Below are 24,064 nucleotides of genomic sequence, written 5' to 3' on the forward strand. Positions count from 1 at the left end.
AGTCAAATCTCCGAAGCGGACGGTTTCGGTCTTGGCCCCAGCCACGAGCCGACGACCATGCCCAAAAACGCCAGCGCAATCGAGGAAAAGCCGGCGACCTGCGGAGCGATCTGGTTTTCTTTCGCCACGAAGGCGTTCACGACTAGAAACGTGACCGGGCCGATCGCGCCCAAAATAATGGCCGCAATCCCGCCCCACGAATTGGCGCGCGGCCAGTAGAGTCCCGCCACCAGCAGCGTGAACAGGCTGGCCAGATAAATGTTCGCCGTCACGCCCAGGTAATCCCACGCGTTGCCGGGAATTTCATACCACAAGCCGAAGAACAGCAGGAACACGCCTATCAACAGCACCAGCGTGCGCGTGATGAGCAACCGGTTCATTTCTGAGAGCGGACGCTTCACGCAGGGCAGGATCAGATCGTTGTAGATGACCGTGGCCCACGTCAACATGTAGCCGCTGTCGGTGGACATTTCGGCGGCCAGCATCGCGGCGATCACGATGCCGATAAGGCCGACGGGCAAAAGCGTTTTGAGATACGCCGGCATCGCCGTCAAACTCGTGAGGTCCGCCGGCAACCCGCCGTGGTTGGTGAAATAAATCAGCGCCGCCGCGCCCCACAATCCCGGCAGCGCAAAACGCCCGACAAAATAAAACGCCGTGCGCCGGTACATCTTTTTCGCCGTCGCCTCGTTCTTGGAAGCGAGCACGCGTGTTACCATCGTCTGCCACGTTGTTACAGCACTCAGAATGAGGATCATCTGCCAGAGCAAGTAGCCGCTGCCAAAGCTAGTGGCATGAAATGGATTGAAGGGATGCGCGGCTTTCACCGTTGCGTCGGCGACCACGCTTGCCGGAGCGGCCAGCCAATGATTCCAAAGGCCGTTCACCAAATCCGTCCAGCCAACCTGCATTACTACGAGGATTGAAGTGATGACAATGCCCAGACCCATCACGATGAATTGCAGGAAATCCGTCACGAGCACCGACAACATGCCGCCCAGCACCGTGTAAACGAGCACGAGGCCCAGCAACGCGGTCATCACCCATTGCAGACTCGCCACGGGCATGCCGGTCACGTGGACGAGAAACTCGCCGCCGAGCCGAAGGTAGATTCCCATGTTGAGGATGCCGCCCACCGCGACAAAAAAACCGGCCAGGATGCGGACCTTGACGCCGAACCGTTTTTCAAACAGTTCCGGAATCGTCACCACGCCCGCCGCCCGCAACGGGCCGATGACAAATCCGGTGGCGCCGACCAGATATAAACAAATCGCCCAGATCACCCCGATGGTCGCGCCGGCAAATCCTTTTTCGAAGCCGAGCTGCGCCGTGTACATGATCGTGACCAGACCCATCTCCGTGGCCGCCAGCGAAGCGATGCCCAGATTCACGTCCACCTCGCGCCCGGCCACCGTGAAATCGTCCACGTGCGAGATATAGCGCCGCATCCAGATGCCCGCGACCATGCACCCGACGAGGTAAACCACGATGATTGCCCAATCCAAAGGCGCCAATGTCATGTCGGTGAAAGAATGTGCGGTGAATGTTTCATCGTGTTGGCGGTCAACGGTAACTTGTGAAACAGGTAAACCTGCCGGCGCAAACGATGCAAAACAATTCAACCAGGAATACGGTCAGCGCCCTCACCGCCATGGCCGTGGAATACTGGATGGTCCTGGCGAACACGGCTTCGATGTAGGCCACGCTACGCGCCAGCAACACGCCGCATTGATAAGCGAATCCCGGCAGAAAGCCGCGCTCCGAATCCGGTGATAGTTTTTCTGTGGTTTACGGACGGGAGTTCAGCGGGGCTTTTGTGAGCAGAGCTTTCGGATTCTCGCGGCAGTAAGAGCCTGGTTGTAAATCCGAACTTCAGAAATCTTGCCGGAGAAGTAATCGGTCTGACCGAAACCAATGCGCAGAGGCTGATCGGTTGAGACGTTATAGTCAGCCGGATCGAAGGACGAGGATTTCGCCGCCAATTTGCCGTCCACGTAGAGCTTCAGCCGGCCGCGCTCGCGGACGGCCGCGATGTGTTTCCAACCGGGACCTAAATCGTCGTCGTACGACGCGCACTTGCCCGCCTCCATGCTGAATACTTTGCCGAGCACATCGGCGGGGTCGGCGGGCTTGTCCACCACGGCACTCGTGCAACTGCCGATGCCCGCGAAAAGTCTCCCCTCATGAATCGCGAGGCAGGTCAAGCGGCTCCATTGGTTGACCTCCTTCCTCGTCGGCTTGGCCGGCCCCGCCGGCTGCCAGCCGGCCGGCGAGTAAAAGCGCTTCAGCGAGGTCCAGCGGGGCGCGCCATCGTAGCGGCAAACCTCAGCCCGCGGAATCGAGCCGCCGTAAAGTTTCCCATTATAGACGGCCAGCGCGTTGACCTCGGTGCCGTCTTCGCCAACCCTGCCAAACTCCTGCCAGTCTTCTCCGCCGAGGTAACGGGCCACTTTCGCCTCCGGCCAGGTTCCGGCGCAGAGCTTCCCTTGATACACCGTGAGGGAATGAGTCTGGAGCGAAGGGATTGTGTCCAGCGGACCGGGCAGGCCGGCGTAAGTCCATTCGTTGCCGTCGAACGAGTACACCGCAGGGTACGCCGTGAACAGTTTTCCGTTGTACCGGCTCATGGGGTGCGGAAACAGCCTGCGCGCTCCTTGATTGGGGAAAATTTTGGACGCTTTCCAGAGGTTGACTCCTTCCTGAACAAAGACACCCCAGGTGTTTGGCCCGCCTCCGACGTAGAGTTTGCCCTTGTAGCTGGCCGCGCAGTTCAACGTGCGATTATCGCTGGGTTGGCCGCAGTCTTGCCACCGCGTGCCGCCGGCGTAGCGATAGACGCGCCCCGCGTCGTAGTTGGTGGAATTCACCCGCGTCCAATCGTAAGTCCACGTCACCGCGTACAACCCGCCGTCATGAACGATGAGCGGGCCGACGCCGGGAGTTCTACCGGTGCCTACGCGCCCGCAGTCGGTCCACTTCTGCTTTCCTTCGTAGCGGAAAACGTGACACCAGTCCTGCTCGGCTTTCGCGTCCGTGATGGCCGCGTACAGCTTGCCTTGGTAAACCAGCATCGAGTTGCTGATGTGTGAACTGGTCGGGCTCGGTCTGCCGCAATCCTGCCAGTCGCTCACGCGGGCGTTGTCGATGCCAAAGCAAACGTGGCGGTCGCTTCCCTGTCCTTGATATCCGCTGCCGCTCGAATAGACGGAAAGAGTAATGCCCTTTCGGAGAGAAGGGTCGTAGAGGTCGAGGACATCGCCCAGTACGTCGTCGAGCACTTTGTCAGTATAGATCCAAGCGCACAGCGCGAAGTCCCCCGTGCCGAGCTGGAGCGAAGCACTACTGGGAACCTCGATATGCGCACTGATGCCGTCGAACGCGCCGCTGTCAAGATTGACGCCGTGATTGACTCCATGATTGCCGTGGCCGGAGTAGTCACGACAGTCGCCGCGGAGTTTCCAGTAGCCGACGAGTCCTGTTTCCGTGTTGACGTGAACCGGAGCATCTTTGTTTTTCAAAGTGTTTTCAGGTTTTCTATCGAGTGATTGCGCCGCACTGTAGCCAACAAGATGTGCGAAGACAGCAGCGACGCACGCCAACGAGACTCGTTTCATTTGTATATTCATGATAGCGCTATGGTCTGCGCGCCGTGGAGTGTTCGAACAACCACCTGACATCCCTGCTGTTTGGAGCAAAGGCTTGCCAGGTAGAGGGGCCTTCGGTTCCGGTTGGCGGTATTTTTGTTTCCGCCTCCAGCCACTTGTGTATTTCCGCATGCCCATCCGCGAATCCAAAACCACAGGCACCGTTGTGGTAGCTGGCAGCCAGGTCACCGAAGGCTTGACCGTCGCTTACAACCGACATCATCCATGTATCATTGATTGAATCAGGGTGTTCATCCACTACCACAAAGAGTGAGCTGGGGTTGGGATTGATGATGTCATTCATTTTGTCGTATCTGAAGAACTGGGGAAACCAGACCGAACCCCCGGAAGGACTCTCATAAACTCCTCCTTCAATATATCCATTCATGGCCACACTGCGGACCCGCGGATATCTTCTTGAAAAAATCCTGGCGGTCAACGTGTCCGCCGGGCATTTGTAAATCTTGTAGGCGCGCGCGGAATAAGGCCCCAACTTGGATTGGGTCAAATGCAGGGTGTTGGTATTATCGGTATTGTCGATCGTGAAGGTCATCCAACCGCGGCACCAAGAATTCGGCTCGTCATAGACACCGTTCATCACCAAACGGTCGTTGAAATCATCGGCATATAGTTTCCACGCGAGAGTCAGTTGCTGGTTGTTGTTCAGGCAATAGATTCCCTGCGCTTTCTGTTTGGCTTTGGTTAAAGCCGGCAGGAGCAAGCCGGCCAGGATCGCAATGATTGCAATCACCACCAATAGTTCGATCAGAGTAAAGGCAGCACCCAATTCCGGCGGGCGGTGCCGATAGAATGGAAGCCCTTGCCTCATTGTATCAGCCCGCCCTTTCCAGCCACGCCTTACTGCTGGAACAATTGGAAGAACACGCTGCCATTTGCCGGATCGATTGGAAGGGTCACTTGGTTTGCAACCACGCCCGGTACCAATCCCCAGTTGGTGCGCAAACCAATCGTGATAGGGTTGGTCTGGCCGTAGAGCGCGAAGCTGGTGTAGGCGGTGGGCCACGACAGACTGATGGTCGTCGGAGAGTTGCTTGCTGTAATGGTCGGTGGCGTCGTCGGTTCGCCGCAACCGCAGGAGACGACTTCGATGCTACCATCAACAAAGACCTTATTATTCCATGCCAGACCGGAGCCAGGCGGCGGGAGTATGACGGTCGGGGCCGAGTTTACCGGAACTGCGGCAAAGAGAGTGAATTTATCACCTACCACCAGGTTGTCGTGGCTTCCAGAGAATGTCACTTTCAACGTGCCACCCAAATTAACAACTCCGGTTGCGCTCACCACATCATTCGCCAGGGTGGCGCCGTTCTTGCCGATATCCAGGAGGGTAGTGCCGCGCAACGTGAGATCGCCAGCGACATCCAGCGGGCCGAGGGTTCCCACGCGAGCCGCAGCGATCGCCTGGCCGGGATAAACTGTAAACAACGTCCCGCCCGCGGGGAAAGTGATGTTTGTCAGCGAGAGAGTTCCATAATTGGTGATGATGCCATCACTGATGTTTAGAATATTTATCGACACATTGCCCGGTGTTGCATCTCCCGCCGGCTTCATGTCCAATTTACCGCCGTTGTTGAGATTGATGATGGCGGTGCCGCCCCCGGGACCCCCAGAAACGATGTCACCGGCGACCGCCACGGTGCTGCCGTCGTTAACATTGATCGTCCCCTGGCTGCCGGTGGCGTCGGGAGTGTTCGGTGATGTGCCGGGGCTGATGGGATATTGCACGGCCATAACGATGTTGCTTCGCACGTTGAGCAACGCCGGACCGACACCGGCGTCGTTATTCACATTAATTGTCCCGCGACCCACGCTGCCGCCAATGTATGGGCCAGGGTATTGGATGCCCATCTGGAGATTGTTCGCATCAACGGTGCCGCCCCCGAAAGTAAGGGAGCCGACTCCGTCGCCGGCTCGATTATTAGTAGCAACCTGAATCTGGCCGCGTCCGAGAGTGATTAGGTCCACCAGCGCGTCCACGTTTGCGCCCGACAGGTCGATGGTCCCGGTCGCATTGCCGCTGGAAAAAAATCCGATGGTATTTGTGTTCGGCTCGAACATGTCGCCGATTTCCCACGAGATTTGCCGGCCGGTTCCGACCGTGTTGCGGAAAGTCAGCGCCGGAGTAGCGAGCCCCGGCGTCATGTCAAGCGTGCCGTTGTTCTTGTGCACACCGATTCTGAGCTTGTCCGCATTAACGGTGTTGGCCTGTCCGAGGTGAATAAAGGAGGGGCCTCCGGCGTTCTGGTAAACACTAGCCACAGTAATGAGATGGGTTGTTATCGAATTAGTCTTTGCTAGAAAGAGCGTCCCGGTTGGCCGCCACGCGTGGTCAACGATGGTGAAGTTATGACCTACGAGCACATTGGAAACCACGCAGTTGAATGTGTTTAGCGGTGTTAGATCCAGGGTGGCCCGGTGGGCGCCAGAGGTGGTGCTGATTTGGGTGACGCCCAAGTTGGCGTTCTCGTTGCTCACCGTCAGTGAGTCCCCGATGATCGTCGCATAAACGCTGTCATCTTTGCCGTCCTGCCACTGGTTGCTTCCGACGAAAAAGACTGAGGGCTGTCCGTCATCCGCGATGCTCGCCACATCGGTTGCCGAAGTGCTGAGTACACTGAGATTGTTTATGATCTGGGAGTTGTGAAAACCATTCGTATTCATGTAACCCAGCGAATTGATACTGTTCAAGAAGCCTGCATCCACCACGTTGTTAACCGCGCCGCCGTTCACGTAGAAATCGGCCGCTACGCCGTCATTAGTAAATGCCACATTATCACTCACCCCAGGGGCGCCGGCTAGCGACCAGTTTCCACCGGACGACCAAAAGGTGTCACCTGCCAAGCCATTCCACAGTTTTTGTGCAGCCGAGGCCGAGGATGCTGCGGCAAGCACGCCTGCGAGCAGCGTGCCGCTTATGAGAAGACGGTGCAGGTTCTTCACCTGGCAAACTCCGAAAACTGATTTTCGGATTAGGGGTGATGATGGACGTTCGGGTTTTGGTGTCGCTGCCTTCAGGGTCGAGCCTTCGCTTGATGCATTCATGATTTTTGATTCTTTGTTCTTTGTTTGTTTTCGGTCGTATCGTGTCTTAACTTCGCTTTGTCAGCGCCGCTCTACCCTTAACGGGCCAGAGCCCAAATCGCTTCGATCAACCAGTTGGCCGCCGCTCCATGGTAACGCAGAAGAAACCCTTTTCTCAGTGCCTCGTGTAGCCGAAGAGACACTTGAAGCGCGCGTGAATCCTGAACTCCTGCCTTGGTATCTTCTGCTCGCTCTGCAAGGGACGCTTGCACTTCGCCTCCAGTCATGGCACGTACAGTTTCGAAAAAACCAGTGTTTGGTGCCGATGGGTGACATGTGATGCCATGAAGAATAGAACCCATTCTCTTCCGTGACAACTTCATTTTTGAGCTATTCGAAAATGGTGTGGAGTATAAAGTTTTCGGCGGTGCCATTGAGTCGTCACCACTTCAGCATGTTCGCGCAGAGGAAGTCCTGAAGTCGAATCGGCTCCGGGAGGTTGTCCACCTGGTGTAACGCTCCCAATCGGTCCGGGCGTATTCGACAGCTACGTACCCTCCGTGGTCGGCTTTCGTCATCGCACGAAGGGCACCTGCGTAGTCGATGGTGTTTTGTTGAGAGGAGGTTTGCAAACGGCCTTTGCCCAGGTCGCGAGCATGGAAGTTAGGTGCGTGGAGAATGCGCGGGTTATTTCTGCTCCCTCCGATATGGAAGCCGGGCTTCTGTACGAGCATCGCTGGTCTCGCAATTCTCGTTCAACTTTCAAATCTGACTCATGGCTTCACGCCGAACGTCGTCCCTTTCTTTTCCGTTCCGAGCACGATCACAACGATTCCGATCAAGAAAACGGTCAACGCCGTCACCGCCATGGCCGTGGAATACTGCATGGTCCTGGCGAACACGGCTTCGATGTAGGCCACACTGCCGGCCAGCAACACGCCGCACTGATAGGCGAACCCCGGCAGAAAACCGCGCACTGAATCCGGCGACAGCTCCATGATGTGGGCGGGGATGACGCCCCACGCGCCTTGCACCATGAATTGCATGAGGAACGCGCCAGTCACGAGCAGCACCGTGTTCGGCGCAAACGCCCAAAGCGGAATCATTAACACGGCAAGCGACAAGGCCAGGACCATTCCCCGCCGCCGACCGAAACGGTCCGAGAAAAACCCGAACAGAATTCCGCCGGTCACGGCGCCAAGATTGTAAATGACTGCTATGATCGCAACCTGCTGAGGCGTGAAACCGCGTTGTTCCTTCAGAAACGTCGGATACATGTCCTGTGTCCCGTGCGAGATGAAATTCATCATCATCATGAGCGCGGTGAGGTACAAAAAGAGTTTCCAATGCGACGCGATTCCGCGGAAAAGAGTTCTCCAATCCCGCGCGCGAGTTTGTTCCCAGACCGCGGATTCCTTGACTTTAAATCGCACGAACAACGCCAGGAGCGCCGGCAAACCGCCGACGAAGAACATCGGTCGCCAGCCCCATTGCGGGTACACGAAGAAGTAACAGCACGCGGCCAGCAGATAACCCACGGCGTAACCTTCCTGCAACACACCGGAGAGCACGCCCCGCCATTTGGGCGGCACTTTCTCCATCGCCAGCGACGCGCCGACGCCCCATTCCGCGCCCATCCCGATGCCGAAGAGCGCGCGCAGCACCATGAAGGTCGCGTAATTGGGTGCTAGCCCGGAGAGCACTTCGATCACCGAGAAGAAAACCAGATCCAGCATCAACGGCAACCGGCGTCCGTAACGATCCGCCAGCAACCCAAAGATGAATGCGCCCACCGGTCGAAACGCGAGCGTGACGGTGATCGACGCGGCGATGGCCGGAATATCCATGTTGAATTCCTTCGCCACGCCCGGCATGACAAAAACCAGAATGAAGAAATCAAACGCATCGAGGGTCCAGCCCAGGAAGCTCGCCACCAACGCATACACATAATCCTTTTGGCTCAAGGCTTCTGAAGCGGGTTGGTTTCTGAATTGAGCAGGCCCATCGCGACCCGACGTTAAATCAAACCCGCCGCGGGAACAAACCTTTGTTGCAGCCGGGAGGTCGCCTCGGTAAACGTCGTTCTCTTGGCTTGCATTGTTCGGTTTGGCTCGGCTATGAATCGGGTCAGCCACCGGATTGCATGCATAATTTCTCTCTAACGTGCCTCGGCGTGGGCGACGGCTGGCCTTGCGCCGACCGCAAGCACGCCGCTTTCCTTTATCGCTTCGCAAACGCAACGATTTTGATTGATTGCGGTGAACCCGTCAGTTGCAGTTACAAGGCCAGCGGATTGAACTACGACACGATCGACCGGATTTTCATTTCGCATCTGCATTCGGATCATATCGCCGGTTTTTTTATGCTGATGCAGGGTTTCTGGCTGGAGCAGCGCCAAAAGGATCTGCCGGTGCATTTGCCCGCCGACGGTATCAAGCCACTTCGCCAGATGCTCGATGCGGTATATCTCTTTGATGAACTGCTGGCGTTTCGCCTGTTGTTCGAACCGTTGCAAGCCGGTCGGCCGGTGGTCACCCACAACGTCCGCGTCACCCCGTTTCGTTCATCGCACCTGGACAGTTTGCGCGCCTCGTTTCAGAAAACATATCCGCAGGATTTTGCATCGTTTTGTTTTCTGCTCGAATCGGACCGGCTGCGCGTTGGGCACAGCGCGGACATCGGGAAGCCGGAGGATCTGTCGCCGTTGCTGGAAAAACCGCTCGACCTGCTGGTGTGTGAACTGGCGCATTTCAAACCGCAGGATTTGTTTCGCTATCTGAACGGACGCGCCATCAAGCGCATTGTTTTCACGCATGTCGGGCGGCGGTATTGGAACGATTTGGAGGAGACGCGCCTGCTCGCCGCCAAAACGCTGCCGGACATTCCGTTTTCCTTCGCGCATGACGGCGAAGAGATCACGCTTTGATCCTGCGCACCGCAACCTCAACCACGCTCCCGCAGAACCTCGCAGCAGCGGACGTGAGTCCGCTCCATCCTTTTCGAGGGGAAGTTTGAGCCGACTCACGTCGGCTGCTGCGGTTCAGAGTTTCAACGAACGGAGGTTACTTTCGGCGACGGCTATAAACTTTGCACTTTGGATTTGGTCCTCTAAACTCGCGACCCGATGTCGCAAATGCTCAAGTCCTCCGGCGCGATGGCCGCCGCCACGCTGACCAGTCGCGTGCTCGGCATGGTGCGCGAAATGGTCTATGCGCGGTTCATGGGCACGAGCTGGGTGGCGAGCGCGTTTATACTGGCATTCCAAGTTCCCAATTTGTTCCGGCGGTTGCTCGGCGAAGGCGCGTTGACTGCGGCGTTCATCCCGATTTTCAAGGAGAAGGAAAAACTCGATGGCGACCAGGCCATGTGGCAGGCCGCCAACGCGGTGATTTCCGGTCTGATGATTTTTACCTGCATTGTGGTGGCCGTGGGCTTGGTGATCGTATCGGCGGCGTTGGTCTTCGGCGGGCAGACCGAACATGGAGTGACGCGTTTCACAGGCAAAACTCTTCTCATGCTGGAACTGGTGCGAGTGATGTTGCCGTATCTGCTGCTGGTTTGTCTGGCCGCTGTGTTCATGGGGATGCTCAACGCGCGCGGGCATTTCTTCATTCCGGCCTTAGGCGCGGCGACGCTCAACGTGGTGATGATCGCGTCCGTGCTCTGGCTCGCGCCGCATATGGGACGCGAGTTGCACGAACAGATTCTCGCGCTGGCCATCGGCGTGGTGGCGGCGGGCGTGGCGCAGGCTGCGTTTCAACTGCCGTCACTGCGGCGCGAAGGCTTTGCCTATCGCTGGGTTGCACCGTGGAAGGACGAAACTGTCCGCCGGGTCGTGAAACAAATGCTGCCGGCCACCATTGGCGTGGCGGCGTTTCAAATCAACGTCGTGCTCACGCAAGGATTGGCTTACTGGGTGGACGATTACATCGTGGCGTCCTTCCAATACGCGGTTCGCCTGATGGAATTGCCGCAAGGGTTGTTCGGTATTTCGCTGGCGACCTACCTCCTGCCAACGCTCTCCGGTCTGGCTGCTGAAAAGAATTATGACTCGTTTCGCAGCGAACTGCGCCAGGGTCTGGGCTATCTGGTGTTCGCCAACCTCATTGCGTCCGTGCTGCTCCTGGTGCTGGCCGAGCCGATCATCCGTTTGTTGTTCGAACGCGGGAAATTCGATGCCATTTCGACAAACCAGTCGGCATTGGCGCTGATGTGTCTCGCGCCGGGACTCGTGGCGTTCTCCGTGGTAAATGTACTTGCGCGAACATTCTACGCGCTGGGCGATACAAAAACGCCGATGAAAACGAGCGTGTTTTGTCTTGTGTTGAACTTGCTCTTGGCCGTGATGTTGGTGTGGCGCTACAAGCAAGCCGGGCTGGGTATCGCGAACACCGTCACCTCACTGGTCAACGTTGGACTTCTGTTGTACGCCTTGCGACGCAAGCTCAGGAAACTGGAAATGGCATCGCTGCGCGCGGAACTGTTGCCGTTGGCTTTGGCTGGGACGGTGGCGGGACTGATTGCCTGGTACGGCTGGCGCTTCTGGGAAAATTCACTCGGCCACGGAACCCTCGCGTTGAAAATCGGTGCGGTCTTTGTGCCTGCAACGGTGGCCGGCTTGGTTTACCTGCTTGCAACCGCTTGGGCCAAGGTGGGACACACGCAAGAAATCGCGCAGTTGATTCTTGGAAAATTTAAACACCGACGGTAAACGAGCGCCCGCTGGAGAAAATCACTTCTTCTGCAACTCGGTGGCAATCGCCTTGAGGTCATTGTTGATCTTCAGGGCATCGTCTTTGGAGATGCCGCTGTATTTAAGAATCATCTGCGCGCTGTTGAGCGCGGCTTGCGAATCCGCGGCGGAGATGTTGGCGCTGTTCATCACCGCGTTGAGGTCCTTGGCCAGAAACGTCTGCTCCTGCGGATTGAGTTTTTGAGCGGCCCAGGCTGCCGACAAATCATTGGCCAGTTTATTGACCGATCCCTCGGAAGGCTTTTTCGCTCCCTCGGCGGCGGCCAACAAATCTGTTTTCAATTTCTGTTTCTGTTCCGCTGTCGCCGATGATTTGAGTTTGATGGATTTCAAGTCGGCGACCAGTTGATTGATGTTCTGTTGCTGCGCCTCGTTGATTTTCGGTGTGGCGGGTGCCGCTGTTTGCGGGGTTTGCGCCGGTGGCGTCGCCGGCCTTGCTGGTTGTGCAGGTGTCACGCCTTGATTGATGGAGTTCTGGTTCGAGAAATCCTTGGCTTTCTTCTTGATGATCGCGCCTTGGGCGCTGGCCATGACATTGGTCGAACAGAGAACTGACAACAGGAACACCGCAATCAATGGTTTCATAAAAAATATTTCGCTGAATTTGGTCATACCTTGCACCTTGCACTGCCCATTGTCAACGGTCGGCGATGTCCAGACCGACCGGAACGATTTGCAGTCGCCAGTGGCTTCATTTAGACTTGGATTCGAGCTTGGCCACGACAATCAATGACATTTCAAAATCCATTCACATGAGCAATGCGGAACCAAAGTTACGGGTGCTGGTGCGTCACGAAAGCGATTCGCCCAAGGAACGCAGCACGTGCGGTTGGCGGCATCTCCTGGTCAGCCGGCAGGACAAGGACAAGGGCGTGGCGGCGTGGGCGCACGCGGTGGACATCGACGGTGCCCGCGAGCATTACCACAAACGCAGCACCGAACTTTACTACGTGCTGGAGGGCGAAGGCACGGTCACGCTTGACGGTGTGGAACACGCCGTACGCAAAGGCTCGCTCGTCCACATTCCACCGGGAGTGGTTCACGGCGCCAAAGGCCGCGTGCGGGTGCTGGTCGTCGGCATTCCCGATATCGCCGATGACGATTTGTTTTTTCTGGAGGCGAAGCAATCGAGCGCGGGCAAAATTTAATAGGCCATGAGCGACAAGATACGTTGGGGCATTTTAGGAACTGGAAGAATCGCCCGGCAGTTTGCGGAAGGGTTGAAAGTCTTGCCGGACGCCAAACTGGTCGCTGTCGGCTCGCGAACCGCCGATCCAGCGAATGCTTTCGGGAAGGAATTTGGTGTTTCGCATCGACATGCCAGTTACGAGGCGTTGGTGAATGATCCCGAAGTCGATGTGATCTACGTGGCCACGCCGCACTCTTGCCACAAGGAAAACTCGCTGCTCGCGTTGGCTGCCGGCAAGGCCGTGCTGTGCGAGAAACCTTTTGCCATCAATGCCCGCGAAGCCGGCGAAGTCATCACGTTTGCGCGGCAGAAGAAACTCTTCCTGATGGAAGCCATGTGGACGCGCTGCTTTCCGTTGATGGTCAAGTTGCGCGAGTTGCTCAAAGCACAAGCCATCGGTGAAGTCCGGATGGTGACGGCGGATTTCGGTTTTCGCGCGGAGTATCACGAAGAAGAGCGATTGTTTAATCCCGCGTTCGGCGGCGGGGCATTGCTGGATGTGGGAGTTTATCCAGTGTCGCTGGCCTCCATGATTTTTGGAACACCGACACGGATCACCAGTCTTGCTCACTTGGGAAAGACCGGCGTGGACGAAGAAGCGGCGATCATCCTCGCGCACGGCCAAGGTCAACTGGCCGTCCTGCACACCGCCATCCGCGTGGAAACTCCGCAGGAAGCCGTCATCATGGGCACAGCGGGGCGCATCCGCATCCATCGCGAATGGTGGCGACCGAGGGCAATGACGCTGTCGCTGGATGGCAGGCGCGATGAAACGACGAAGTTTCCGTTGAAAGGAAACGGCTACCAGTTTGAGGCGGCTGAAGTCATGAATTGTCTGCGCGCCGGGAAATTGGAAAGCAGCGTGATGCCGCTCGACGAGACACTTTCGATCATGAAAACTCTGGACGCCATCCGCGCTCAATGGGGATTGAAATATCCGATGGAGTAATCCGCTCGGTTCTGGCAAATTCTGCCTGAACTCATTCACACATGAAACCGTCAAAGAAAAATCTTCAGCCCACGGCATCGCCAGTAAACCCCGGCCTCACCCGGCGCGACCTCCTCAAAGGCGTGGCTGGCTTGGGTGCCATTGCCGCGCTTGCGAGCTGCACTTCCATCACCAAGGATTCCGGCGGTAAAACCAAGACTTCGATTCCGCCGCTCAAGGATTTGATTCAGCGTGAGAACGAAAAACCCGGCACGCGCGACTGGCTGCTTACGAACGCCCGCATCGATCCGGTGACCAAGTATCGCTGTCCTTGGATCGAAGGTTACTGTTCGCGGACCAGCGTTCGCGCCGGAGAGAGCATCCGCTTTCACGTCAGCACCAATCCGGCTTCGCCGTTCACGCTGGATATTTATCGCATGGGTTATTACGGCGGCACCGGTGGGAGACACGTCACGACACTTGGGCCGTTCAAGGGACAGATTCAACCCGACCCGCCGATTGGAAAAAATCGTTTGCGCGATTGTCGGTGGTCACCGTGTGCGACCTTCAAGATCCCGCGGGACTGGGTCAGCGGAGTTTACGTGGGCAAGCTCACGGTCGAACGCGAGAAACTTCAAAGCTTTGTGATTTTCATCGTGCGAGACGACCGGCGCGCGGATTTCATTTTCCAATGTTCCGACACAACCTGGCAGGCATACAATCGCTGGCCGAATCAGTTTGCTCTCTATGACGACGGGAAGGATCAATGGTATTGGGGGGGGGGTGTGGATGTCAGCTTTAACCGGCCATACGGAAAATACTGCCAGATCCTCGACGCGCCGCTCTCCACGGGTTCGGGCGAATGGTTTCTCTGGGAGTTTCCCATCGCGTACTGGTTGGAGTCGCGAGGTTATGATGTCACCTACATTTCCAATCTCGACACGCACACGGACCCCAAAGGTCTTTTGCGGGCGAAAGGATTTCTGTCCGTTGGGCACGATGAATATTATTCCATCGAAATGTATGAAAATCTCCAGCGCGCAATCGCCGGTGGTCTGAGCGTCGCGTTTCTCTCCGGCAACACCTGCTGCGGTCGCATCAATCCGCGGCCGGACGCCCGCGGTGCGGCGAACCGTATTTTCGGGCGCATTGGTGTCTTCGGGCCGCCGGGCGGCATGAGAGATTTTGTGGCGATGAAGTCGCTCCCGCACGAACGCCCGTACGCCAACGAACTGGTTGGCGCGCACAGCACCGGACAAGTGACCGGCGGCGCGGATTGGATGTGTTCAAAACCGGACCATTGGATTTTTGAAGGCACTGGAATGAAACTGGGCGACGCCATTCCCGGGCTGGTCGGTTGGGAATGGCACGGCGATCCGGCGCAGATTCTTGGCCTCGAAGTGGTCTCCACGGCGCCGACGCAATCCAAACCCGGCGAACTCAACGGCGGCACTTATACCGCCACCATCTATCCCGGACCGAAAAAGAACCTTGTCTTCAACGCTTCGACTTGCTGGTGGGCGGATGGATTGTCGGAGCCGCCCGGCTACGTGCGACCGTCCGTTTACACGACGCCGAAAGGTCCTGACCCTCGCGCCCAGCGAATTACTGAAAATATTCTCAAACGCATGCTCGCCTGACTTGGTTGTGTAGCTGCGCTCGTGAGAACGCGGCAATCATCACCCGCCCGCAACAATCTTCGCGATTTCCGGACCAACGACGTGTAGGAGACGACGTAAGGAGTCTCTAATCGAATTCGGAGATCGCGATGTTCAGTCAGAGCCTCCTCACGTCGGTTCCTACCGATCACCCTCCGGCGACGATCTTCACAATTTCCAATCGATCACCGGTCTTGAGTTGACGTTTGGAGAATTCCGACGGCGCGACGGCCTCGCCGTTGTGCTCTACTACAACGCTGCGCGGCAATAGATTTTGCGCGACGAGAAACTCCTCAATCGTGCAAGGCAACTTGGATTCTGCCGGGTTACCGTTCGCGATGATGCATGACTTGTTCACTTCGGAGATACTGGCTGCGCTGATAGCAAGTTCGTTGACTGCCAAGGTTGCGCGAATGTGATGTCATCGGCGTCGCCAAAAGCACGGTTCTGGCCAGCCGAGCTGATGACTACAACGTTTTGATTTGTCATTAGGATTTGGAAAGGCGTTCCCCATGAGTCAACGAATTGGCCGGCAGAGTTGATTTGTTTTGCTCCTACTGCGAGGAAAACAATTTTGTTGGGGTTCTCGCCGCTTAGAGACGCAAAAACTGTCGCGGCGTTGCCTTTCGGTAAAGTACCGTACGTGTTCGCGTAATTGGTCATCGCAGCAAGAAAGCTTATCATCTCCGTAACTGCCATCGCGCGGTTCGCTGCCACTTGGAACGTTCTTAGCGAAGAAGCGGTTGGAATCAAGAGAGCTAGGAATACTGCCAGCGCCAAAAGCCAGCCAATGGGAAAACGCTCGTTCATAATAGTCAAACCATTAGCGCTTTGTCCCAATCCTTCCACACCGGTTCGTAGCCGAGATGTTGAATCCGTTTTGCCACTTCGCCGGCAGAGCGTTCGTCGGCGATGTCGAATTGGCCGGTCGCGTTGGTCGCGTGGCCATTGGTCGCCCATTCACTCGCGCCAACTTCCACGATTCGTCCGCGTACGGTTTGATGCAGGTGTTCCTTGCCCGCACCGGTGTAACCGCCCGGTTCCGTGTGGCTGCCCGCGCTCATCAATGTGATGCCGAGCGGGATCAAGCCGTCGCGCAGATTTGCCGGTTCGCGCGTCGAGAGTACGAGGCCTACATCCGGAAACATCAGGCGAAACGCGCAGACCAGTTGCACGAGTTCGCGGTCGCTGATGTGTGAGAGCGGCTCGAACTCGCCTGCGCTCGGACGCAAGCGCGGCAGCGAAATCGTCAGTTGTGCCTTCCAACAATTCCGCAACAAGTATTCGGCGTGCGCGGCCACCGCGAGGGCTTCCATCCGCCAATCGCCCAAACCGAACAACGCTCCGATGCCCAGCCGGCGAAAGCCAGCGGCATACGCCCGTTCGGCCGTTTCCAGTCGCCAATCGAAATTCCGTTTCGGGCCGGCGGTGTGCATCGCGGAATAAATCTCGCGGTCGTAAGTTTCCTGATACACCACCAACCCATCCGCGCCCGCTGCTACGAGCGGATGATAATCTTCCGTCTCCATCGGCCCGACTTCGAGCGAGATGCTGGGAATTTCTTCGTGGAGCGCGGCGACGCAATCGCGCAAATAATTATTTGAGACGAATTTCGGATGCTCGCCCGCCACGAGCAGGATGTTGCGGAAACCTTGCGTGGCGAGCGCTGCCGCTTCGCGTTTGACTTCTTCAACCGTGAGAGTGACGCGCAGGATGGGATTGTCGCGCGAGAAGCCGCAGTATTTGCAGTTGTTGATACACTCATTGGAAAGATAGAGAGGGGCAAATAAGCGGATGACTTTGCCGAAGCGTTGCTGGGTGAGTTGCTGCGAACGCCGGCAAAGCGGCTCCAAAAGATCCGCCGCCGCCGGCGAAATCAGGTGCGCGAAATCGGTCAGCGACAGCGACAATTTCGCCAGACTTTCGCGCGCGAGGGCAGAACTGGTCGCGAGTGAACATTCCAACGGCGATTCCAGCGGCAGCGAATTGAACTCAGCAACAAAACTCACGAAGGAAACCTAGCAAATGGGAAGCGAATGTCGAGGCGCGCGACGTGAACTTAGTTTTTCTTCCACCCAAGCCAGCCCGCAGTGAACTCAGCCAACCGGATTGAAAATCTGGCTCAACTTGCATTTGAACACCGGCACGACATGGCCGCCGGTCAGCACATCGTTGGGCCGGGTCAGCGCTTCGATGGAATCGGGCGTGTAGATGTGCACCTGTTCCTTGCGCCAGTTGACCAGCCACGCAAGCCGGGTGCCGTGCTCGAAGTAGTGATCCAGTTTGCGGTTGATCTGCACCAGGCGGTCACTCGGCGACAAAACTTCAACAACCAAATCCGGCACGCCGTAGAGGAACTTGTCCGGCGCGACCAGGATTTTCTTCAACCTGGCCTTGCTGACAAACGCAATGTCCGGACACAGCACAACGGACTCGGACAAACGAAAACCTGTGCCCCCGCCGAACACCTCACCACACCGTTGCGTTGAAACGAACTGGCCAACGCACCAACGCAGGCGTCCGCAAGTCAGTCCGTGTCCGGCGCATAGCAGACTCTTGACTAACTGGTCATCGAGCAACTCATGTCGGTAGCCGTCGTCCGGGATCGCCTCCAAAGTCGCGTCCGTCCAGAACCGGCGTTTCGTTGTAAGCGTCGCGACTGCCATGCCACAAAACTAGGCCAAATCGCGCGCAGATCAATCCCTACCTCAGCACCAAGGACCGTCCGCGGTCCGGATTCTGCACTTGCGAAAGTGCGGGCTGTCGGGACAATTGCGCCCCATGTTTTCACACATCGTAATTTTCTGGACCGACCCGGCGCAGCCAAACGCCACGGATGAATTGCTCGCCGGCGCGGACAAGTATTTGAAGCCGATTCCCGGCGTGCTGTCATTTCACGTCGGCAAAATGGTGCCGAGTCATCGTCCGGTGGTGGAGCAATCTTATCAAGTCGCTTTGAACCTCGTGTTCGCCGACAAGCAGGCGCAGGACGATTATCAGACGCATCCGTTGCACGTCGAGTTTGTCGAAAAGGTGCTGAAGCCGTTCGTTAAGAAAGTCTTGGTTTACGATTTTGAGTGAGCGACAGCACAAATATCCTTTTATTAGTCGATGAGAAAAATCCGAAAACCGGCGAGGTGTGACGGGAAAAGCAATTCTTGGCCAAAAACGAATTACTCCTTCTCTCCCGGCTTCAAAAAGAGAATTTCCCAACGCGATTGCCCGCGCGCGAAGAGTCGTGCCACGCGCCCAGCCAGTTTGTCGGTCTCGTGTTTCGATCGGTCCAGACCGAGCACCTGCGGATACCAGGCCAGCTTGTCCTCGGCCAGCGGGATTTTTTGAGGCGGTGACCAGCCCGACGGATTGCGCAAGTCGCGGTTGAATGTGACGTAGATGCCTTCCTGGGTCCAACGGCTGTCTTTGGCGCGGTTCAACAGAATCACGTATTGGCGTAAATGTGTGTTCCAGTGAATGGACGGTCCCCAAGGCGCATCGGCATCCGCCCGATTCCAATCGGTCGTCACCTGAAAAACCGGAGTCACATGCCCGCCAAGCCCTGGCTCGCGCCACTGGCGGTCATGCCACTTCCAAACCTTTCCCACGGGCTGGTCACGGTCAGCCCACCGCATCCGCGCCACGGCCACTCCCTGCTCGGGGACATTCTTCGGATAATTGCTGAAGAAGAAATAGAGAAACTCCTTCTTCGCATCGAGCATCACGGAAAAATCGCCGTTCCCGCCGGCGAAGTAATAATTCTTCGTGTCGCACTTGAGCATGTCAGGCGGCGCTTCCAGCACAATGCCGAGGTCGTGCCACGTCGCGCCGTTGTCGCTGGACTTCACCGCGCCGATTCTGGGTGCCGTCAGGTTCATCTTGGGCGAGTCCGGATGCGCGCCTGGACAGATGCCAGTCGGCTCGAAGTGATACCAGCCGTAAAGCGTGCCATCCTCGACCTTCCACGTGCACTCAATCCAGCGCCCGCCGCTGGCTTTGTTGTCGTATTCGCAACGCACGTAATTTGTCTGAATATGGAAGAGGTCGGGACCGGAGCTGCGCCATGGGTGCCCGGCGGAATTGAAGACGTAAAGCGTTTCGCCGTCCCAATGCGCCGGGTTGTTGCAGTCGCACTCGCCTGGCTTGTCCGGGCTGGCGCTGTTCGCGCCGCGGAACTGGACGGGTGGTGCTTCGCGCAATTTCACCACCAGCGTTCCCGCTTCGCGTTTGGTGGCAGTCGGTGATTGGCAGCCCAACAAGACAACCAGAGTCGCCGTGGAACTCAGCCGCAACGTTACCCGAAACAGGGGGCGTATCTTTGGCACGAAAACCTTCGTAACCGTATTGGCAAATTATTGCAATGTAACTTTCTGCGCGTCAAAGGCGGAAAACTCTGCCCAAGCGAGGCGAGCCGAAAAGAGTAGTGCCGACAGTGGCCCCGTCGTGAAAATGGGGGTGATGTTGATCAGAGTTGCTGTCGCAAACGCGGAAACTTTCCGACCAATTCCGGAAAGTCCAATCCAATCATAATTATTCTTGACAAGGTTGCAAGGGGCTGGAGATTAAGCACGCATAGCTTTTCCTTCCAAACCATAGCTTTGGCACAGACGGATGCTGCGCTGAACTCTTGCACAAACTAAAATCTCAGAAAGGTTATTATGAAGAACATGACAATTCTTGCGATGGCCGTCAGCCTTGGCCTCGCGTTTACCCCAAAGGCTCAGGCTTGGTTTGCCTATCTTGATGGCTCGGCGCTGCCGGAAAGCCCTCCGTGGGTAACAAACTTTTTCAATGAAGGCAGCACGGTGGTTGTGGACATCGGCGGTGGTAACTTCGCGTTGGAGATGGACTCCCCGTTCCACACGCTTGCCGAAGATCCCCACAAGTCGGGCAATTTCTATAACGAGTATTACATCAACTTCAGCGGCGACTTGGAAAAGGTCGGCGCCACGCGCTTCCGATTGGCTGGATTCACCCCCACTGGCATGGAAAACATCTTGTCGCCTTCCACACCTCAGATCTCGCCCGGCATCGTTGTCTCGAACGGCCAATTCTGGGTGTGGAGCATGATCAATGATGCGCCGATCTTTCACCTCGGGCCGGCGGTGACCAATGAATGGCACACGGTTTACATCTGGATTCGCCCCGACTACACAGCCCGTGTTATTTGGGACGGCGTGACTGTGTTCGACGGGACGGTCGCCGACGACAATCCGGCCTACGGTGGCTACATGGAATTTGGCAGCGGCACCTATTGGGAAACGGACGCCGGCACCACAGTGGATTTCGATTGGGTCGGTTGGGGCGATGCCAGCGATCTGCCGCGCCCAACTCTCTCCATCGCAAGCGGCGGAAGTGTCGTGCTCTCCTGGTCAACCAACGATCTTGGCTTCGTTCTCCAATGCACTGCCAATCTGACATCAACCAATTGGGTCAACGTGACCAATGCTGTCAGCGTGGTCGGCACGCAATACACGGTGACCAACGCAACCACCGACCTGGCCAAATACTATCGCCTCAGCGCGAGACCCCTGGCATTCTTGGAAGCCACTGTCACTTTTGATGACGCGCCGACTCCAGCCGAGAATATCCCCAGTCCTTATAATGGATTGGACTGGTCCGCGGCGTGGTTTTATGAGAGCGATGCGTACGGGGGCTTCGGCCCTCAAGCCTATCTGGATCCGGCCGGCGGTACCACCGCCACCATCTCAGGTGGAGCCGGTGGAGCATTTTTGCTCAAGAGCCTGCTCGCGTCAGGAAGCGGTACGCTCAGCCTGACCAATAACGGTGCTGGCGAGTCAGCTAGCTTGGTGCTTGGCGCCTCCCCCGCAATGCTGACGACCGGCTGGACCAATCTTTCGACCAGCGTGGATGTGACCTCGACCACCGGGTTCGCCGACTTTCCGGCCATCGACGACATCAGGTATCGCCGGTAACGATGCGCGAGGCAACTTGGTGCACTTCATCTGAACGGCGTGGCAAACCTGGGTGGGTGACCGCCACGGCGGGACTTGCGCTGGAACAGGCGGTGACTTTTTCTTCAGCATGTTCAAAATGCCCAATTTCAAAGAAACGCTATCAATGCTGACCGCACTCGTTGCTGCGACTGCATCCGCCCTTCCGCCCACGCTGCGACCTGCCTCTCATTTGCAGTTTCCACATGCCACGGATTCCAACAGTCCCGGGCACTGGGATGGCCCGACGTTTTACCTCTTCAACTCGACCGGCCATCCCTACCGCAGTGACGGCAGCAACATTTTTTCTTTGGGCAACACCGCCGCGGTGACGTTCGACAATACCGTCAACGGCGGACGCTGGATGGAAGCCACGTGGCGCGATACGAACGGCACTCTGTACGGCTGGTATCACAACGAGCCGGGCGGCCTCTGTCCGGGCACGAGCTTGACGGCGCCGAAGATCGGCGCGGCCAAATCCACTGACAACGGAGCGAACTGGATCGATCTCGGCATTGTTTTGGAAGCCCGTACCAACACGCTGCGCTGCGATGCGCAGAATGGATATTTCGCCGGCGGCAACGGCGATTTCAGCGTCATGCTCGACGCTGCACAACAGTACCTTTACTTGTTCATCAGCACCTATGCCGGCGACGTAACGGAACAAGGCGTTGCGATTGCCCGCATGGCTTGGAGTGACCGCGATGTGCCGGTGGGCAAGGTTTGGAAATGGAACAACGGCGATTGGCAGGAACCGGGTCTCGGCGGTCTTGTGACACCGATATTCCCCGCGACCGTTGCTTGGGAGCGGGCGGACTGCGAGGCGTTTTGGGGACCATCAGTCCATTGGAACACCTATCTTCAACAATACGTCATGTTGTTGAACCGCGCGAAAGGAGCCGGCTGGATACAAGAAGGCATTTATATCAGTTACTCGACCAATCTCGCCGACCCGCTGAACTGGTCCGCGCCGGAAAAAATCCTGAACGGTGGTGCGTGGTACCCGCAGGTCATCGGGCTGGAGCAGGGTCCGGGAACGGACAAGTCGGCGGGGGCCTTGGCCCGGTATTTCCAGGGCGGCGTCTCGGATTTTGAAATCTGCTTTGCACCGTCTGGCTGTCCGCCCTCGCCCTGTCTGTGGAATCAGTTCCTCGACGGTTCGAGCCTGCCCGCATCGCCGTGGTTCTTCTATCAGACAGGAGGCACAGAAGGTAGCACGTCAATCGTTAACTTTTACGATCCGGACATTGGTGGGACGAATCACGCCCTGCGGATCAACTCCGGCGCGAATTCCACCGAATGGTATCTCGGACCACTTTTCACGGATGAAGTTGTCGCCGCCGCGCGGTTCAGAACCGTTGCGTTCTCCGGTACGAGTGCGGAGAATTTACTGTGCGCCGAAGTTGGCGGATCGGGTGACCATTGCGCCGCGCCGGCGATTACCATCGTGACCAATCGTTACAAACTGTGGAGCTACACAGAAGGGACCTTTGGCTCAGGGACAGGCGGCAGCCAGATTCTGGATATTGGCCCAGTGCTGTTGGACCAGTTTCACACGGCATACATTTACGCGCACAAGAGTGGTCTGATCCGGCTTTGGTGGGACGGCAAACTGATCTTTGACGGGTTGTCGCCGATGGTTCCCAACTATGACGGCTTTATGGAGTGGGGAAGCGGCTCGTGGCAGTTTACCGCCGCAACCACCGTGGACTTCGACTGGGTCGGCTATGGCAACGCATGCAATCTTCCCCAACTGCTGAGAATCACCCATTCCGATAACTTCATCGTTATCTCGTGGCCCACCCAGGCAGTCGGTTTTGTGCCCCAGTCAACTGAAATTCTCGCCCCCGCAAATTGGATGGATATGACCAACACCGTCAGCGTGGTTGGTTCGGAAAACACCGTCACAAACGACTTGCCAGATACGGCCAGATTTTTCCGTCTGCGTAAACTCTGAGCGATCCACGTTTGAAACCAATCTCAGCCGCGCGGATGATACTTCCGATGCACCTCGCGCAAGCGCTGGCTGGCGACGTGGGTATAAACTTCCGTGGTGCTGATGCTGGCGTGGCCCAGCAACTCCTGAATGACGCGCAAATCCGCCCCGTGCTCGAGCAAGTGCGTGGCAAAGCTGTGCCGCAGCATGTGCGGCGTGATGTTGCGGGCAATGCCGGCGCGGCGAACGCGATTCTTGATTCGCAACCAGAGCGTGACGGACGCGAAGGGTGTGCCGCGTTTGCTCAGGAAAACATTCGCGGGCGACTTGGGCGTGATGAGCTTGGGCCGTCCACTGTCAATGAAGCGGTTCAACGCTTCCACGGCTTTGCGGCCTACCGGCACGATGCGCTCCTTGTTGCCTTTGCCGATAACATTGATAAAGCCGGCGTCAAGGTGGAGTTGTTCGAGGCGCAGATTTTTCAACTCGGACAGACGCAGCCCGGAGGCATAAGCGAGTTCGAGCACCGCCTGGTCACACAGCGTGTGCGATGTGGCAGGTGTTTCGGGTGTGAGCAGTTTTTCGATCTCCGAGTTCGTGAGCGATTGGGGAAGGCGTTTCCAGCGTTTGGGCAGCGATAGATTTTCCGCGGCGTTGGCGGGCAAGAGTTTTTCCGTCTCGGCGAAATTGTAAAACGCCCGCAAGGCGGCAATTTCCAGATACACACTCTCGCTGCTCAAGCGGCGCGTGGATTCCTTCGGCTCGTTGGCGAGGTTACGCGAGCGCTCGTGTTGAAAAAACGCCATGAGGTGTTTCAGCTCCACCTGTTTCCAGTCGGTGATTTTGTTTTCGCCCGCCCATGTGGTGAATTTTTTGAGCAACCCGGCGTAAGTTTTCTGGGTGTGCTCCGCCTGCCCGCGCTCGTGGCGGAGGTATTGCAGAAAATCTTCGACGAGGGTTTGCATC

Annotated in this window: 20 protein-coding genes; 8 read left to right on the plus strand and 12 right to left on the minus strand. The window is 57.1% G+C overall.

Annotation, left to right across the window (positions count from 1 at the left end; all coding sequences use genetic code 11):
• Nucleotides 1-2: 2 nt before the first annotated feature.
• From HY298_17060 to HY298_17080, 5 genes are all read right to left on the minus strand, one after another.
• Nucleotides 3-1,520, minus strand: a complete 1,518-nt coding sequence (locus HY298_17060; protein ID MBI3851969.1) for a sodium:solute symporter family protein — start codon at nucleotides 1,518-1,520, stop codon at nucleotides 3-5.
• Between the two features lie 282 nt (nucleotides 1,521-1,802).
• Nucleotides 1,803-3,518 carry a LamG domain-containing protein gene (locus tag HY298_17065; protein MBI3851970.1) on the minus strand — a complete coding sequence of 572 codons (1,716 nt, stop codon included), beginning with the start codon at nucleotides 3,516-3,518 and terminating at the stop codon, nucleotides 1,803-1,805.
• Nucleotides 3,519-3,633: 115 nt separating this feature from the next.
• Complete coding sequence (locus tag HY298_17070; GenBank protein MBI3851971.1) at nucleotides 3,634-4,473, minus strand: type II secretion system protein; 840 nt, start codon at nucleotides 4,471-4,473, stop codon at nucleotides 3,634-3,636.
• A 29-nt stretch (nucleotides 4,474-4,502) separates the two neighbouring features.
• Nucleotides 4,503-6,707, minus strand: a complete 2,205-nt coding sequence (locus HY298_17075) for a hypothetical protein (GenBank protein ID MBI3851972.1) — start codon at nucleotides 6,705-6,707, stop codon at nucleotides 4,503-4,505.
• A gap of 752 nt (nucleotides 6,708-7,459) precedes the next feature.
• Nucleotides 7,460-8,650: an MFS transporter gene (locus HY298_17080; GenBank protein ID MBI3851973.1), complete on the minus strand. Its 1,191-nt coding sequence runs from the start codon at nucleotides 8,648-8,650 to the stop codon at nucleotides 7,460-7,462.
• A gap of 179 nt (nucleotides 8,651-8,829) precedes the next feature.
• On the opposite strand from HY298_17080, the gene HY298_17085 reads away from it, so the two are divergent.
• Entirely contained in the window at nucleotides 8,830-9,612 is a 783-nt protein-coding gene (locus HY298_17085) for an MBL fold metallo-hydrolase (GenBank protein MBI3851974.1), read from the plus strand.
• Nucleotides 9,613-9,810: 198 nt separating this feature from the next.
• The gene (gene murJ, locus HY298_17090) at nucleotides 9,811-11,397 is read left to right on the plus strand and encodes a murein biosynthesis integral membrane protein MurJ (GenBank protein MBI3851975.1); all 1,587 of its coding nucleotides are present in this window, start codon (nucleotides 9,811-9,813) and stop codon (nucleotides 11,395-11,397) included.
• Between the two features lie 21 nt (nucleotides 11,398-11,418).
• On the opposite strand, the gene HY298_17095 is transcribed toward murJ, so the two are convergent.
• Nucleotides 11,419-12,024: a hypothetical protein gene (locus HY298_17095; GenBank protein MBI3851976.1), complete on the minus strand. Its 606-nt coding sequence runs from the start codon at nucleotides 12,022-12,024 to the stop codon at nucleotides 11,419-11,421.
• Nucleotides 12,025-12,191: 167 nt separating this feature from the next.
• Between HY298_17095 and HY298_17100 the strand changes: the two genes are divergently transcribed.
• From HY298_17100 to HY298_17110, 3 genes are read left to right on the plus strand one after another with little or no spacing between them, the layout of a single operon-like run.
• Nucleotides 12,192-12,587, plus strand: coding sequence for a cupin domain-containing protein (locus HY298_17100; GenBank protein ID MBI3851977.1), 396 nt, complete (start codon nucleotides 12,192-12,194; stop codon nucleotides 12,585-12,587).
• 6 nt (nucleotides 12,588-12,593) lie between these two features.
• Entirely contained in the window at nucleotides 12,594-13,577 is a 984-nt protein-coding gene (locus HY298_17105; protein MBI3851978.1) for a Gfo/Idh/MocA family oxidoreductase, read from the plus strand.
• A gap of 41 nt (nucleotides 13,578-13,618) precedes the next feature.
• Nucleotides 13,619-15,196 (plus strand): hypothetical protein, encoded by a 1,578-nt coding sequence (locus HY298_17110; GenBank protein MBI3851979.1) that lies wholly within the window; start codon nucleotides 13,619-13,621, stop codon nucleotides 15,194-15,196.
• 166 nt (nucleotides 15,197-15,362) lie between these two features.
• Here HY298_17110 and thiS read toward each other — a convergent pair whose 3' ends face one another.
• The 4 genes from thiS to HY298_17130 all read right to left on the minus strand — a co-directional run bounded on the left by thiS (nucleotide 15,363) and on the right by HY298_17130 (nucleotide 17,880).
• Nucleotides 15,363-15,581, minus strand: coding sequence for a sulfur carrier protein ThiS (gene thiS, locus HY298_17115; protein ID MBI3851980.1), 219 nt, complete (start codon nucleotides 15,579-15,581; stop codon nucleotides 15,363-15,365).
• Nucleotides 15,569-16,024: a hypothetical protein gene (locus HY298_17120; GenBank protein ID MBI3851981.1), complete on the minus strand. Its 456-nt coding sequence runs from the start codon at nucleotides 16,022-16,024 to the stop codon at nucleotides 15,569-15,571. The genes thiS and HY298_17120 overlap by 13 nt, the downstream gene beginning before the upstream one ends.
• A 5-nt stretch (nucleotides 16,025-16,029) precedes the next feature.
• Nucleotides 16,030-17,223: a 2-iminoacetate synthase ThiH gene (gene thiH, locus HY298_17125; protein ID MBI3851982.1), complete on the minus strand. Its 1,194-nt coding sequence runs from the start codon at nucleotides 17,221-17,223 to the stop codon at nucleotides 16,030-16,032.
• 87 nt (nucleotides 17,224-17,310) lie between these two features.
• On the minus strand, nucleotides 17,311-17,880 hold the full coding sequence (locus HY298_17130) for a Uma2 family endonuclease (protein ID MBI3851983.1): 570 nt from the start codon (nucleotides 17,878-17,880) through the stop codon (nucleotides 17,311-17,313).
• Between the two features lie 115 nt (nucleotides 17,881-17,995).
• Between HY298_17130 and HY298_17135 the strand changes: the two genes are divergently transcribed.
• Nucleotides 17,996-18,295, plus strand: a complete 300-nt coding sequence (locus HY298_17135; protein ID MBI3851984.1) for a Dabb family protein — start codon at nucleotides 17,996-17,998, stop codon at nucleotides 18,293-18,295.
• A 92-nt stretch (nucleotides 18,296-18,387) separates the two neighbouring features.
• Here the strand turns inward: HY298_17135 and HY298_17140 are convergent, their stop codons facing one another.
• A complete protein-coding gene (locus HY298_17140) occupies nucleotides 18,388-19,533 on the minus strand; it encodes a hypothetical protein (protein MBI3851985.1) in 1,146 nt (381 codons plus the stop codon).
• Between the two features lie 333 nt (nucleotides 19,534-19,866).
• On the opposite strand from HY298_17140, the gene HY298_17145 reads away from it, so the two are divergent.
• Together HY298_17145 and HY298_17150 are read left to right on the plus strand one after the other, a co-directional pair.
• Nucleotides 19,867-21,144 carry a hypothetical protein gene (locus HY298_17145; protein MBI3851986.1) on the plus strand — a complete coding sequence of 426 codons (1,278 nt, stop codon included), beginning with the start codon at nucleotides 19,867-19,869 and terminating at the stop codon, nucleotides 21,142-21,144.
• Nucleotides 21,145-21,262: 118 nt separating this feature from the next.
• Entirely contained in the window at nucleotides 21,263-23,119 is a 1,857-nt protein-coding gene (locus tag HY298_17150; GenBank protein MBI3851987.1) for a hypothetical protein, read from the plus strand.
• A gap of 23 nt (nucleotides 23,120-23,142) precedes the next feature.
• Here HY298_17150 and HY298_17155 read toward each other — a convergent pair whose 3' ends face one another.
• Nucleotides 23,143-24,063 carry a tyrosine recombinase gene (locus HY298_17155; GenBank protein MBI3851988.1) on the minus strand — a complete coding sequence of 307 codons (921 nt, stop codon included), beginning with the start codon at nucleotides 24,061-24,063 and terminating at the stop codon, nucleotides 23,143-23,145.
• Nucleotide 24,064 lies beyond the last annotated feature (1 nt).

This window comes from Verrucomicrobiota bacterium, assembly GCA_016200005.1.
In the GTDB taxonomy this organism is placed as follows: domain Bacteria; phylum Verrucomicrobiota; class Verrucomicrobiia; order Limisphaerales; family PALSA-1396; genus PALSA-1396.

What these genes read in the sequence shown, in the direction of transcription:
- HY298_17060 (MBI3851969.1), bottom strand. Translation starts at nt 1,520, where the DNA reads ATGACATTGGCGCCTTTGGATTGGGCAATCATCGTGGTTTACCTCGTC.
- HY298_17070 (MBI3851971.1), bottom strand. Translation starts at nt 4,473, where the DNA reads ATGAGGCAAGGGCTTCCATTCTATCGGCACCGCCCGCCGGAATTGGGT.
- HY298_17075 (MBI3851972.1), bottom strand. Translation starts at nt 6,707, where the DNA reads ATGAATGCATCAAGCGAAGGCTCGACCCTGAAGGCAGCGACACCAAAA.
- HY298_17085 (MBI3851974.1), top strand. Translation starts at nt 8,830, where the DNA reads ATGCATAATTTCTCTCTAACGTGCCTCGGCGTGGGCGACGGCTGGCCT.
- murJ (MBI3851975.1), top strand. Translation starts at nt 9,811, where the DNA reads ATGTCGCAAATGCTCAAGTCCTCCGGCGCGATGGCCGCCGCCACGCTG.
- HY298_17095 (MBI3851976.1), bottom strand. Translation starts at nt 12,024, where the DNA reads ATGAAACCATTGATTGCGGTGTTCCTGTTGTCAGTTCTCTGTTCGACC.
- HY298_17100 (MBI3851977.1), top strand. Translation starts at nt 12,192, where the DNA reads ATGAGCAATGCGGAACCAAAGTTACGGGTGCTGGTGCGTCACGAAAGC.
- HY298_17105 (MBI3851978.1), top strand. Translation starts at nt 12,594, where the DNA reads ATGAGCGACAAGATACGTTGGGGCATTTTAGGAACTGGAAGAATCGCC.
- HY298_17110 (MBI3851979.1), top strand. Translation starts at nt 13,619, where the DNA reads ATGAAACCGTCAAAGAAAAATCTTCAGCCCACGGCATCGCCAGTAAAC.
- HY298_17120 (MBI3851981.1), bottom strand. Translation starts at nt 16,024, where the DNA reads ATGAACGAGCGTTTTCCCATTGGCTGGCTTTTGGCGCTGGCAGTATTC.
- HY298_17130 (MBI3851983.1), bottom strand. Translation starts at nt 17,880, where the DNA reads ATGGCAGTCGCGACGCTTACAACGAAACGCCGGTTCTGGACGGACGCG.
- HY298_17135 (MBI3851984.1), top strand. Translation starts at nt 17,996, where the DNA reads ATGTTTTCACACATCGTAATTTTCTGGACCGACCCGGCGCAGCCAAAC.
- HY298_17145 (MBI3851986.1), top strand. Translation starts at nt 19,867, where the DNA reads ATGAAGAACATGACAATTCTTGCGATGGCCGTCAGCCTTGGCCTCGCG.
- HY298_17150 (MBI3851987.1), top strand. Translation starts at nt 21,263, where the DNA reads ATGCCCAATTTCAAAGAAACGCTATCAATGCTGACCGCACTCGTTGCT.
- HY298_17155 (MBI3851988.1), bottom strand. Translation starts at nt 24,063, where the DNA reads ATGCAAACCCTCGTCGAAGATTTTCTGCAATACCTCCGCCACGAGCGC.